Annotated in this window: 12 protein-coding genes; 8 read left to right on the top strand and 4 right to left on the bottom strand. The window is 42.2% G+C overall.

Annotated features, from left to right (window positions below):
- Positions 1-60 precede the first annotated feature (60 nt).
- The 5 genes from IEX80_RS09005 (at position 61) to IEX80_RS09025 (ending at position 5,142) form a co-directional block, all read left to right on the top strand.
- Positions 61-792, top strand: a complete 732-nt coding sequence (locus IEX80_RS09005) for a polyprenol monophosphomannose synthase (RefSeq protein ID WP_188832695.1) — start codon at positions 61-63, stop codon at positions 790-792.
- A gap of 205 nt (positions 793-997) precedes the next feature.
- Positions 998-2,020 carry a Holliday junction branch migration DNA helicase RuvB gene (ruvB, locus tag IEX80_RS09010; protein ID WP_090526672.1) on the top strand — a complete coding sequence of 341 codons (1,023 nt, stop codon included), beginning with the start codon at positions 998-1,000 and terminating at the stop codon, positions 2,018-2,020.
- Between the two features lie 26 nt (positions 2,021-2,046).
- A complete protein-coding gene (locus tag IEX80_RS09015) occupies positions 2,047-3,243 on the top strand; it encodes a Gfo/Idh/MocA family protein (RefSeq protein ID WP_188832696.1) in 1,197 nt (398 codons plus the stop codon).
- A gap of 17 nt (positions 3,244-3,260) precedes the next feature.
- On the top strand, positions 3,261-4,139 hold the full coding sequence (locus IEX80_RS09020; RefSeq protein WP_188832697.1) for a hypothetical protein: 879 nt from the start codon (positions 3,261-3,263) through the stop codon (positions 4,137-4,139).
- 115 nt (positions 4,140-4,254) lie between these two features.
- The gene (locus IEX80_RS09025) at positions 4,255-5,142 is read left to right on the top strand and encodes a polysaccharide deacetylase family protein (protein ID WP_188832698.1); all 888 of its coding nucleotides are present in this window, start codon (positions 4,255-4,257) and stop codon (positions 5,140-5,142) included.
- A gap of 160 nt (positions 5,143-5,302) precedes the next feature.
- On the opposite strand, the gene IEX80_RS09030 is transcribed toward IEX80_RS09025, so the two are convergent.
- A complete protein-coding gene (locus IEX80_RS09030; protein ID WP_090526666.1) occupies positions 5,303-5,491 on the bottom strand; it encodes a hypothetical protein in 189 nt (62 codons plus the stop codon).
- 8 nt (positions 5,492-5,499) lie between these two features.
- Positions 5,500-5,868 carry a SpoIIAA family protein gene (locus tag IEX80_RS09035; RefSeq protein WP_090526664.1) on the bottom strand — a complete coding sequence of 123 codons (369 nt, stop codon included), beginning with the start codon at positions 5,866-5,868 and terminating at the stop codon, positions 5,500-5,502.
- A gap of 170 nt (positions 5,869-6,038) precedes the next feature.
- On the opposite strand from IEX80_RS09035, the gene queG reads away from it, so the two are divergent.
- Complete coding sequence (queG, locus tag IEX80_RS09040) at positions 6,039-6,977, top strand: tRNA epoxyqueuosine(34) reductase QueG (RefSeq protein ID WP_090526662.1); 939 nt, start codon at positions 6,039-6,041, stop codon at positions 6,975-6,977.
- Positions 6,978-7,169: 192 nt separating this feature from the next.
- Here queG and IEX80_RS09045 read toward each other — a convergent pair whose 3' ends face one another.
- On the bottom strand, positions 7,170-8,195 hold the full coding sequence (locus tag IEX80_RS09045) for a 3'-5' exonuclease (RefSeq protein ID WP_176627595.1): 1,026 nt from the start codon (positions 8,193-8,195) through the stop codon (positions 7,170-7,172).
- A 125-nt stretch (positions 8,196-8,320) separates the two neighbouring features.
- Between IEX80_RS09045 and IEX80_RS09050 the strand changes: the two genes are divergently transcribed.
- Together IEX80_RS09050 and IEX80_RS09055 are read left to right on the top strand one after the other, a co-directional pair.
- A complete protein-coding gene (locus IEX80_RS09050) occupies positions 8,321-10,294 on the top strand; it encodes a DUF3858 domain-containing protein (RefSeq protein ID WP_188832699.1) in 1,974 nt (657 codons plus the stop codon).
- On the top strand, positions 10,294-12,204 hold the full coding sequence (locus tag IEX80_RS09055; protein ID WP_188832700.1) for a DUF3858 domain-containing protein: 1,911 nt from the start codon (positions 10,294-10,296) through the stop codon (positions 12,202-12,204). Before IEX80_RS09050 ends, IEX80_RS09055 begins: the two co-directional genes overlap by 1 nt.
- Here IEX80_RS09055 and IEX80_RS27905 read toward each other — a convergent pair.
- Positions 12,191-12,319: a hypothetical protein gene (locus IEX80_RS27905; protein ID WP_255485375.1), complete on the bottom strand. Its 129-nt coding sequence runs from the start codon at positions 12,317-12,319 to the stop codon at positions 12,191-12,193. The genes IEX80_RS09055 and IEX80_RS27905 overlap by 14 nt on opposite strands.
- Between the last annotated feature and the right edge of the window lie 68 nt (positions 12,320-12,387).

Raw genomic sequence — 12,387 nt, forward strand, 5'->3', positions numbered from 1 at the left:
TCTGTAAATTGATTATTTTCGCACCTTAAACGTTTACATCATTTTTCAAAATACGATTCAGTGCCCGATAGCATAGTAATTATACCCACGTATAACGAGAAGGAAAATATCGAGCGGATGATCCGCAAGGTATTTTCCTTGCCTCATGATTTTCATATCCTGATCATTGACGACGGATCACCCGACGGTACGCCGCAGATAGTAAAAAGTTTGCAAGCTGAATATAACGGTCGGCTTTTTATGGAAGAACGAGCCGGTAAACAGGGATTGGGCACTGCCTATATACATGGTTTTAAATGGTGTATAGCCCGCCATTACGACTATATTTTTGAGATGGATGCCGACTTTTCGCACAATCCGGATGACCTGTTGAAACTAAGGCAAGCCTGTATTGATGGTGCCGACGCGGCAATAGGCTCCCGTTATGTAACTGGCGTAAACGTGGTAAACTGGCCCATGAGCCGGGTGTTGATGAGCTATTTTGCATCAGTATATGTACGTTTTATAACCGGCATGAAAGTGCAAGACGCCACCGCGGGTTTTATGTGCTACAAACGCAGGGTGCTTGAAACCGTTAAGCTGGATAAAATCAAGTTTGTTGGTTACGCTTTCCAGATCGAGATGAAATATACTACCATTAAACATGGCTTTAAGCTGGTAGAAGTCCCGATTATATTTACCGACCGCACTGCCGGTACCTCCAAAATGTCGACGCGTATTTTCCGGGAAGCATTTTTAGGCGTGATCCAGATGAAGATCAACAGCATTTTCAGGAAGTACCCGGAGGGGTGATTTTTTAAAGGTGAAAGGATAAAGGCGAAAGGTTAAAGGTTACATTACAAAACTTTAACTTTTTGTCTTTAAAGCAAATTAATCTATCCACTGAAAGAAAAAACCTTTTGCCCTTTAGCTTTAACCTTTCGCCCCCTCAAAAGAAACAAACCTTTTACCTTTAACCTTTCACCTTTGGCCTAAAAAATTACTAATTTCGTTGGCAATGAATGAGCATCTTGACCCTGAACGCGAACGTCTCAGTCCGGCCGAACGTGATATTGAAAAAGTATTGCGCCCGCAGCAATTTGAAGACTTTACCGGTCAGCATAAAATATTAGCTAATTTAAAGATCTTTGTACAGGCGGCCCGCCAGCGTGGAGAGGCGCTTGATCATGTATTGCTGCATGGCCCTCCGGGTTTAGGCAAAACCACCCTTTCACACATTATCGCCAATGAAATGGGTGTAGGCATTAAGATCACCTCAGGCCCTGTTTTAGATAAACCCGGGGATTTGGCGGGTTTGCTTACCAATCTTGAAACCGGGGATATTCTTTTTATTGATGAAATTCACCGCTTAAGTCCGCTGGTTGAAGAATACCTTTACTCGGCCATGGAGGATTTTAAGATAGATATTATGCTGGAGAGCGGCCCCAATGCCCGTTCGGTACAAATTTCGCTTAATCCGTTCACCCTGGTAGGCGCAACTACCCGTTCCGGCTTGCTTACTGCGCCTCTAAGGGCCAGGTTTGGTATCAACTCGCGCCTGGAATATTATGATGCCAAACTGCTTACCACCATTGTACTACGTTCGGCGTCGATACTAAAAACACCTATTACTGATGAAGGTGCTTATGAAATCGCCCGCCGCAGCCGTGGTACCCCCCGTATTGCCAATGCATTACTTCGCCGCACACGTGATTTCGCCCAAATCAAAGGAAATGGCAAGATTGATACGGAGATTGCCCAGTATGCATTGAACGCTTTAAATGTAGATAGTCACGGATTGGACGAAATGGACAACAAGATCCTGCTTACCATTATTGATAAGTTTAAAGGCGGTCCGGTAGGTTTAAAAACCGTTGCAACAGCAGTTGGTGAAGACGAGGGCACAATTGAAGAGGTTTACGAACCGTTTTTAATACAGGAAGGCTTTTTAATGCGTACGGCCCGCGGCCGTGAAGCTACTGAAGCTGCCTACAAACATTTAGGAAAGATAAAGCTGGGAGGAAATCCATCCTTATTTTGAGATAAACGTATACATCGCCACCAATCATGAAAACCAAATTAAAACTACTGCTCACTACTACTACGCTCTTTTTAAGCTGCATAACTATCGCATCGGCACAAACAACACCACCACCACCAGGTACAGCACCAGCCCCTTCGGTTACGGCACCTACCGATTCAGTTAACAAGGCAAAAAAAGACACCATACCCGTGATACACAAGCCCGTACCGACGCTAAAAGTAGGTATTATGGGCTTAAACCATGACCATATCCACCTCATATTAAGTGAGTACCGAAAGGGAAACGTAAATATTGTAGGCATTGCCGAACCCGATAAAAAGCTTTGGGAAAAATTTGGCAAAGCATATAACCTGCCCGATTCCCTGTTTTTTGATGACCTAAGGAAAATGTGCACCACCCGTAAGCCTGCTATTGTGTTGGGTTACAACGCTGTTGGCAAACATGTGGATATTGTGGAGACCTGCGCACCCTTAGGTATTTCAGTAATGGTTGAAAAACCGCTGGCCGCCACCCTTGAGCAGGCTAAACGCATGGAGTTTCTGGCCCTTAAATACTACGTCAAAGTATTAACAAATTATGAAACTACCTGGTACCCATCCTTTCAGGATGTTTATAATACCGTTAAGCAGGACAGCATAGGTTTGATCCGTAAAATGGTGGTGCATGACGGGCACCAGGGGCCACGCGAAATTGGCTGCAGCGAGGACTTTTTGAGCTGGTTAACAGATCCTGTATTAAATGGTGCAGGCGCCCTGAATGATTTTGGTTGCTATGGCGCTGATTTGATGACCTGGCTAATGAAGGGCCAGCGCCCGATAGCAGTAACCGCTATCGCAAGGCATTATAAACCAACCGTATATCCGAAGGTTGAGGATGATGCCACCATATTGGTTGAATACGCCAATGCCACCGGGCAGATTGAAGCCTCCTGGAACTGGCCTTTCAGTATCAAGGACATGGAGATTTTCGGTGCTAAGGGTTATATCCATGCCTTCGATAAGGATAGTGTTGAAATAAGAGTTAATAACCGTGTAAGAGGTTATAAAGCTGTCCCACTGGTAGCCCCAGCTGATGCGCCGGTAGCCTATTTTACTTCGGCCCTCGCAAATCCGCTCAGGCACCCGGATGACCGTTCATCATTAAAATACAATATGATTGTTATGCAAATCCTGGATGCCGCCAAGCGGTCAATAAAAGAAGGAAAGCGTATAGTTTTATAACAAACACAACAGGGCCGATGAAATACATAACTTTATTACTGTTATTTTCCTCGGCCTTGTTAAGCTGCAGAACCAAAAAAGACAAAGCATCCGCTGAGATTTACCCAACGGTTAGTTACTTAAAGATCAAACTTGATGCTGCCGGGCACCTGCCTGCCAATCCCTACATATTAAGGTTTAAAAACGACAAAAAGGAGATTGTTTTTTGTGGCGTTAACCATTTGCCGGATAACAACGACACCGAAAATCCGATGTTTAAGGGGATCAAAAAGGCATTTTTTGAATTCAGACCTGATGTATGTGTTAACGAAGGAGGAGATGTTTCAAAAAAGGTTTTCGCCTCAAAAAAAGAAGCCATTCAAAAAGATGGTGAAATAGGGCTTACCAAAACCCTTGCAGATAGCCTTAAAATTATAACCGTTAACGGCGACATGACCGATAGCCTTGAATTTAAAGAGCTATTGAAGAGATACACTACCAGCGAATTTTTAGCTTATATAGTTACCGAACGTTTTATGTGGGGCCAACGGCTTCCTGTTACCGATAGCGCGGCATTTAAAGCAAATTATGCTAAATTTATACAAGGCTATATCATGAAAACAGGTGGAGTAAAGCTTTCACCTGCTGAGCAAACCCTGGATTATTTTGAAGCCGCCTATCAAAAACTGCTTAACCGCCCTTTTAAGCTCGAGGAGCTGGAACCTACCAATCCGTTTGACCCCAAAGGAAAATTTCAGGAAATTGGCAGAGCCTCCAAAGAGATCAGGGATCAAAGCCTGCTTCGCACCATTGACAATCTGCTTAAAACCCATAACAAAGTGTTTGTAGTTTTTGGCGGATGGCACCTGCTTACATGCGAGCCGGGCCTGAAGCAGATCATCAATAAAAGCGAATAATTATCCGGTTATCATACTTAAAGTCTTAATTAATTTTGTTTACATCGCAAGGCTTGCGTGTTATATAATTATTATTTTAGCTGCCGTTAATTAAGGAATAAAACCAACCTATAATATGATAAAACAAACGTTAGCCATGCTGGCCCTTTGTGCTTTCGGCGCTGTTTCATGCCAGTCGAAGCCATCAGATAAATCAACTACTGCTGCCCCTGTTGCCGAAGTTCCGGCTGCCAATGCAACATCACAGGGTGATGCGGCCGCTATTTTAGCCCGCAAACAGGTACCTATCCTCTGCTACCACCAAATCCGCGACTGGAAGCCTACCGATTCAAAAAACGCTAAAGATTATATAGTTCAGGTTGCTGCTTTTAAAGAGCACATCAAAATGCTGGCCGACAGCGGTTACCATACCATACTGCCCGATCAGCTTTATGCATACCTTACCAAGGGCGCGCCGCTGCCTAAAAAGCCTATCATGCTTACGTTTGATGATACTGACCTTGATCAGTTCACCATTGCCAATCCTACCCTTAAAAAGTATGGTTTTAAGGCAGTTTATTTTGTGATGACCGTATCGTTAGGCCGTCCGCATTACATGACCAAAGAGCAGGTAAAACAACTATCTGACGAAGGTAACGTTATTGCCAGCCACACCTGGGACCACCACCGTGTTGACCGTTATTCACATACATCAACCCTTAAGATCATCGGCAAAAATGGTAAAATAACCAATCGCCCGGTGGACGACTGGGTTACCCAAATCGAAAAACCAACTAAAACATTGGAAGAAATCACCGGCAAAAAAATGGACTACTTTGCTTATCCGTTTGGTATCTGGAACAAAGCCGCTTTACCTGAACTTAGGAAACGTGGTTTTAAAATGGCTTTCCAATTAGCTGATAAACGTGATCAAGCCGATCCATTAATGACTGTGCGCCGGATTTTGGATAGCGGGTACTGGAGCGCTAAAACGTTAAGCAACAGTATCAGGAACAGCTTTTAGCCCCCGCCCCCTTAAAGGGGAGATACGGAGGATATTTAAATAAGAAATGCCGGCTCAAAGAGTTGGCATTTCTTGTTTTCTGCCATCTATTTAGGCATAGCCATCAATTTAAGGACTAAAAAGCTGGGAACTTGCGATTCCCCTTTTGGGGGCGGACGCCTCACAAATCCTCACCCGCCGGGCCTTGCCCTTTGTTTGACGACGGCATTTTGCTAATATCCTTTTCGTCGGGTTTTAAATGAACTATCTCGGCTATTATGGTATCATCACCGGTATTTTCACCTAACTCATCATTGTGCAGATCTGAATCATCATTATTCATAGCTGCTCTTTCATCTATAGTTTCCATAATGATATTTATTTATTTCCTGTTATCCATTTTACGGCTTCGTCTAATTCTTCCAGCCTATAGCCTGCAAACTTGCCCGGTAAAATATATTTAAACAAATGACTGAACTCCCGAACACCGTCCTGATCGGTTACAACAGCAACTTTGTTCCATCGGGTAAAATATTTAAGGCCCAGCCTGATATTACCGCACCAGGCACCTGCTGTAAAATTTTTAATATTAGTTTCCAGCACCAGTAAAAAGTTTATCCGCCCGGTTTGTTTTACCTGTTGCTCAAGCAATGGTCGTAAAGCCCTTTCATAATCGCCAATAGTAACGTGGCCTGCTGCATGCATCCCTAACACATGCGCAGGCAAATATTTAATATGCTCAAGCATGCTATAAATTCTTATTTTTTAATCAGATACAAAAACTGAACCAATAGTAAACTTATAGCAAAACGGAGTAAAGTATAATAACGAATAATGTGCTTATGCAAGTATACAAACCTGATTGGGGGGGCGTCTCTGTACACTCACCAATTTCAATTTATAGTATCTTTGCACAAATGCAGCAAAACAAATCAACATACAGTCAACTCATTAAAAACGAGGCGCAAAAACTTGGCTTTCTGTTTTGCGGCATCGCCAGGGCTGATTTTTTGGAAGACGAAGCTCCACGCCTTGAAGCCTGGCTTAATAAAAACATGCATGGCGAAATGGCGTACATGGAGAACCATTTTGATAAGCGCCTTGACCCTCGTTTGTTGGTTGATGGGGCAAAATCTGTCATCTCGCTTGGTATAAATTACTATACCGATCAGCAACAGGATGATCCGTTATCGCCCAAAATCTCTAAATACGCTTATGGAATTGACTACCACACGGTGATTAAAGATAAGCTGAGGCTATTACTGCAAATCATTAATGATAAAATTGGTGAAGTAGGCGGCCGTGCGTTTGTTGATTCGGCTCCAGTACTTGATAAGGCATGGGCACGTAAAGCAGGAATGGGCTGGATTGGCAAAAACAGCAACCTGCTCAACAAAAAAGCCGGCTCGTTCTTTTTCCTGGCCGAACTGATCATTGACCTTGAACTGGAATACGATATAGCCCCCACAGCCGATCATTGCGGCACCTGCACCAATTGTATCGACGCCTGCCCTACCGATGCTATAGTTGGCCCATATGTGGTTGATGGCAGCCGCTGCATCTCCTATTTAACCATCGAGCTTAAAAATGAAATTCCGCAGGAGTTTAAAGGCAAGATGGATAACTGGATGTTTGGCTGCGATGTTTGTCAGGATGTTTGCCCCTGGAACCGTTTCTCGGTGCTTAATACCGAGCCGGCCTTTACTCCGCACCCCGATTTGCTACACTTGAAAACTACCGACTGGCAGGACATTACCCAGGATATTTTTCAAAAAGTATTCAAAAACTCGGCTGTTAAACGCACGAAATTTAGCGGGCTAAAAAGGAATATTGATTTTTTAAAGGCTAAAGGCTAAAGGCTAAAGGCTAAAGGCTAAAGGCTAAAGGCTAAAGGCTAAAGGCTAAAGGCTAAAGGCTAAAGTTGAACGAATCCATGAAGCTTAGGTTTCAGAATATTATCAACAAAAAGCCCTTGCACAAATACCTGCAAGGGCTTCATAAAAAATCCTGAAAATCCTTTAATCCTAAAAATCAGGGTTCAGACAAATTTACCCCTTTTTAAACTTCAAAGCTAACTGAGCCAGCATATCATCGTTAACAGGCTGGGCAGGCTCATCCTTCTTTTTGAAAGGTTTGTTTTGATAATGTTGATTTTTAGTATGATCGGGCTTTGTGTATTCTTTTTTCTGATACTCAGGTTTGGGGGCAGCAGGTTGTTGATCGGCCGGTTTTGGCTGGGCTGCTTTGTTTGCCTGACGCTCGGCAACTTTTTTGGCGTTCCAGCGGGTATAAATTTCTTCGAGCTTGCGCTTGGTATAAAGCGGAAAATCACCCTGCATCATCCACGAATAATAACTTGGCTCGGCGTTTAATACGTCTTCAACACGTTTGCCTTTATGTTTGCCAAAGTTTATCAACTCCTCGCCCTGTTCATTATAAACCATACGACCGGCAAAATCAACCGGTTTGCTCAGGTTAGTAAATGCGTGCAGCGCTTCAACATCGCCCACAACAGGGATTATTTTATTGCCTTTTTTATCTTCCCACTCTACATTTTCATAACGCTCAATCTGCGCCAGCAAAACCTCCATGGTAGCGCGGGTATCTGCTTCGGCCGAATGGGCGTTTTCAATTACTTTATTGCAATAAAACTGGTAGGCCGCCTTTAACGTGCGTTGCTCCATTTGATGAAATATGTTCTGTACATCAACAAAATGGCGGGCATCCAGGTTGAAATCCACTCCGGAACGTAAAAATTCCTCCATAATCATGGGGATATCAAACTTATTTGAATTGTATCCGGCCAAATCACTATCACCAATAAAATCGGCTATTTCCTGTCCAAGTTCTTTAAATTGCTTTTCGTTTTGTATATGCTCATCATAAATGCCGTGCACCAGCGACGACTCGAGTGGGATAGGAATGCCCGGGTGAACACGCCACGTTTTCACTTCTTCGCTGCCATCAGGGTTAAGCTTGATAACAGATATTTCAACTATACGGTCGGCACCGATATTGGTACCTGTTGTTTCAAGATCAAAGAAAGCCAGGGGCCGTTTTAAATTTAATTTCATTTGTAAGTGTTCAGAGATGCAAAGGTCGCAAATGTCCTAAAATTAATCAGCAGAATAAATTTTTTAATTTATTTAATATACCAATTTATTATTTAATTTGATTATCCCTAATTATCACAATTTGCATGAACAGATTTCTTCTTATTCTTTTGATTTTCATTACCTTATCACACCTCGCGTCGGGCCAGGACTTTGAAACCGGTATAGAAGGACCGGAAATTGATATGGTTAAATATGATAAAGATCCGCAGGCCAACGCCGTTTTTTTAAACGAGTTTGGCAGTGTTCGTATAGATGAATACATGGACCATATCAGGCTCATTCACACCTATCATGCCAAAATTAAAATTTTCACCAAGGAAGGATTAACTCACGGTACTATAGCTATACCTATCCACAATGGCGATAACTCCGCAGAAGAAGTTAACAATGTTAGCGGGTTTACTTATTATAAAGATGATAACGGTATTATTCAAAAGGCCGAACTTGATTCCAAAAAGGTATTTACATCTAAAGATTATAAATATGGCAGCACTGTAAAGTTTGCGTTGCCGGCATTACGGCCCGGCTGCGTTATTGAATTTAAATACGAACTTATCTCACCATATTGGGACAATTTCCGGGAATGGGCATTTCAGGACGATATCCCCAAAATAAATTCGCAGTATGAAGTACACATCCCGGGCTTTTGGACATTCAACGCTTCGTTACGCGGGGCGCTGAAATTAACCAAAAGTAGTTCGGAAGTTGAGCGTGAATGCTTTTCATCGGGAGGTGCAAAAGCCGATTGCTCACATATTACTTACAACATGAAGGACATTCCTGCATTTGTTGATGAAGATTATATGACCGCCCGTAAAAACTTTTTATCAGCTATATTTTTTGAGCTTGTTGAATACACCAACCCTTATAACAACGTCAAAACTGTTATGACAAAAGAATGGGGCGACGTTGACCATCAATTAAAGATATCCGATGAATTTGGCGTTCAAATGAAAAGGACCAGCTTACTTAAAGAACGCATTGGGCCGGTAATTGCAGGTAAGGCAAATGACCTTGACAAGGCAAAAGCTATTTATGCATGGATCAAAAGCCAAATAAAGTGGAATGATTATATAGGTATCTACAGCACCGATGGCGTAAAAAAATCATTGGATACACATGCCGGCAGTATCGCCGATATTAATCTGACACTTATTACCGCGCTAAGCGCCGCTGGCCTTAACGCCGATGCCGTATTGCTTTCAACCCGCGACCATGGAATGGTGAATAACCTTTACCCGGTACTTAGCGACTTTAACTACGTTATAGCCAGGTTAACTATTGGCGATCAAACCTACCTGCTCGATGCTACCGATCCGTTATTGTCCTTCGGTTTACTCCCTCTTAAATGTATAAACGATAAGGGAAGAGTGATTAGCCTTAATAAACCATCATACTGGATAGAGTTAAGCACTCAGCAAAAAGCGGCCACCACACGGATGTTCGATCTTACACTGCTTGATAATGGAAAGCTAAAAGGAACTATAACCAATTACTACAAAGGTTATGATGCCTATGAAAAACGCAAAGCCATTAAAAAGTTTAATACAGTTGATGAATACGTTGAAGATTTTGATGAGAAACAACCTAAATTAAAAGTATTTAAATCAGATATAGCAAATCTCGACAGCCTTGACAACCCGCTACGTGAAACCTTTGAAGTGGAGATAGATGCTTTTGATAATACCAATCATGATAAGCTTGCATTTAACCCTTATTTTTGGGAAAAACGTACTACCAATCCCTTCAAACTTGCCGAACGTGATTATCCGGTAGACTGGGCCTTTGCCTCAGACAAGAGGCTGGTTTTGGTAATGCACCTGCCTGCACAATATATCATTGAAACCCCGCCCCAGATAGTGGCGTTTTCATTACCAAACAAAGGCGGCATGTTTGCTACCACGTTTGAGAGCCAGGACAATAACAGTTTTACCTTTTCAAACATTACCCAGTTTAACAAGTCGGTTTATGATTCGGCCGAATACCCTTATCTTAAGGAGTTGTTTAATAAGATCATTCTAACGGAGAAAGGGGATATGATCTTCAGGAAAAAATAATGAAAGCATTTTTAACTACTCTTTTTATCTTTTTGGCGGTAACCTGTGTAAAAGCACAGGAAAACTACGACGTATCGCTCATTTCAAAAGACCTTTTGCCTTATGCCAGCTCAATAGTGCGTAATGAGGAAGTTACTGTTGAGGTTAAAGACTTAGATAACACACTTTGTCACGTAAAACAAGTAATAACCGTACTCAATAAAAATGGCGACGATGACGTTGATATAGCGATATGGCATGACAAAAGTCGTTATATTAAGGATATAAAAGGAATGATTTACAACCAATGGGGCAAGCCCACAGGTAAATTTTCAGAAAGCGACTTTGATGATGACAGCAACCACGATGGCTTTTCGCTTTTTACCGACCTAAAGATAAAACATTATCAACCCAGGGTAAATGATTATCCTTACACCGTAAGTTATGAGTATGATGTAAAGTCAAAACAATCACTTGACCTTGAGAGTTGGCACCCGATACCTTCGGATGGTATAGCAGTTGAAAAAAGCTCGTATACGTTAATTTGCAAACCCGATTTTAAGATCAAATACAAACAAACCAATTTATCTGTTAAACCAACAATTGGTACCAATAAACAGGGTATGCAAACATACACCTGGCAAACTAATAACCTTAAAGCTTTAAAGCATGAGCCATATAGCCCTGTTTACCGATCAATAATGCCCGGCCTGGAAATAGTGCCCGAAAAATTCATTTACCGTGGTATCAGTGGCTCATTTACCAACTGGAAAGAACTTGGGCAATGGCAATATGACAAGCTTAATGCAGGCCGTCAACAGCTTTCGCCTCAAACTGTGGCAAACATGAAGGAGCTTACAGCATCAATAACCGATCCTAAAGCCAAAGCGCGTAAGGTTTATGAATACATGCAGGGCAAAACGCATTATATCAGCATCCAAGTAGGGATAGGCGGCTTACAACCCTTCCTGGCTTCGGATGTTGACGCTCAAAATTATGGTGATTGCAAAGCCCTCGTTAACTACACACAGGCGTTATTAAAGGCTGTCGACATCGATTCATATTACTGCGTGGTGTATGCAGGATCATCGAAGGTAAATTTCCAGCCCGACTTTGCAAGCATTGACCAGGGCAATCATGTTATTTTATGCCTGCCTTTTAAAAATGATACCACCTTTTTAGAATGTACCAGTCAGAACATACCTTTTGGCTTTTTAGGTGATTTCACCGACGACAGGATCGTACTGGCCTGTACCCCACAGGGCGGCAAATTAATGCGTACGCCAAAATACACGGCCCAGGCTAATCTCGAACAGCGCAAAGCCAATTTTACATTGAGTGCCAACGGTAACCTGTCGGGTACAATGGTTACCAATTTCAAGGGCACTAATTATGAAGATCGCGACCATGTGATCTATGAATCGAAAACAGAACAGATCAAAGATCTGAAGAAGATTTATCCCATTAATAACCTTGATATTGAAAGTGCAGATCTGAAGCAGTTTAAAGTTGAACAACCATACACCACCGAAACGTTAAAAATTTCGGCTACAGACTATGGCTCGGTATCTGACGGAAAAATAATTTTTCTGGCCAATCCGGCCAACCGTGTAAGTTCGCCGTTACGTGAGGTCCGTAACCGACATAACGATGTTTACATTAACCGTGGATATACCGATGAGGATGAGATCACTTATACCCTACCCGCAGGATACAAGGTTGATATGCGCCCTAAAAAAGTAAGTATCGAAAAACCTTTCGGAAAGTTTGAATCAAGTGCAACTGTAAATGGGGATAAGTTGGTATACAGTCGCAAGCTACAGATCATAGATGGTACATATAGTAAAGACACCTATCAGGACCTTGTTGATTTTTACCAGTCAATTGCGGATGTAGATAATGATAACGTTACCTTAGTTAAAGGTAACTAAATATCACGATACCGAGGATAATACCAAGCACCATGATCACATAAAGCATGATCTCGGTGCCTGCGAACCGTTTGTACTTAGTCCAGAATGAGTAATCTTGTTTTTTATCGGCCATAACAGCGCAAAATTATTGAAAATAAACACACCAATTGGCTCAAATTTTAACGAATTACACGAATGCGA

Source organism: Mucilaginibacter rubeus (assembly GCF_014643835.1).
GTDB classification, from domain to species: domain Bacteria; phylum Bacteroidota; class Bacteroidia; order Sphingobacteriales; family Sphingobacteriaceae; genus Mucilaginibacter; species Mucilaginibacter rubeus.

Coding starts and splice junctions, on each gene's coding strand:
- queG (WP_090526662.1), top strand. CDS start 6,039: ATGCAGCAAAACAAATCAACATACAGTCAACTCATTAAAAACGAGGCG.
- IEX80_RS09030 (WP_090526666.1), bottom strand. CDS start 5,491: ATGGAAACTATAGATGAAAGAGCAGCTATGAATAATGATGATTCAGAT.
- IEX80_RS09055 (WP_188832700.1), top strand. CDS start 10,294: ATGAAAGCATTTTTAACTACTCTTTTTATCTTTTTGGCGGTAACCTGT.
- IEX80_RS27905 (WP_255485375.1), bottom strand. CDS start 12,319: ATGGCCGATAAAAAACAAGATTACTCATTCTGGACTAAGTACAAACGG.
- IEX80_RS09035 (WP_090526664.1), bottom strand. CDS start 5,868: ATGCTTGAGCATATTAAATATTTGCCTGCGCATGTGTTAGGGATGCAT.
- ruvB (WP_090526672.1), top strand. CDS start 998: ATGAATGAGCATCTTGACCCTGAACGCGAACGTCTCAGTCCGGCCGAA.
- IEX80_RS09015 (WP_188832696.1), top strand. CDS start 2,047: ATGAAAACCAAATTAAAACTACTGCTCACTACTACTACGCTCTTTTTA.
- IEX80_RS09045 (WP_176627595.1), bottom strand. CDS start 8,195: ATGAAATTAAATTTAAAACGGCCCCTGGCTTTCTTTGATCTTGAAACA.
- IEX80_RS09025 (WP_188832698.1), top strand. CDS start 4,255: ATGATAAAACAAACGTTAGCCATGCTGGCCCTTTGTGCTTTCGGCGCT.
- IEX80_RS09050 (WP_188832699.1), top strand. CDS start 8,321: ATGAACAGATTTCTTCTTATTCTTTTGATTTTCATTACCTTATCACAC.
- IEX80_RS09020 (WP_188832697.1), top strand. CDS start 3,261: ATGAAATACATAACTTTATTACTGTTATTTTCCTCGGCCTTGTTAAGC.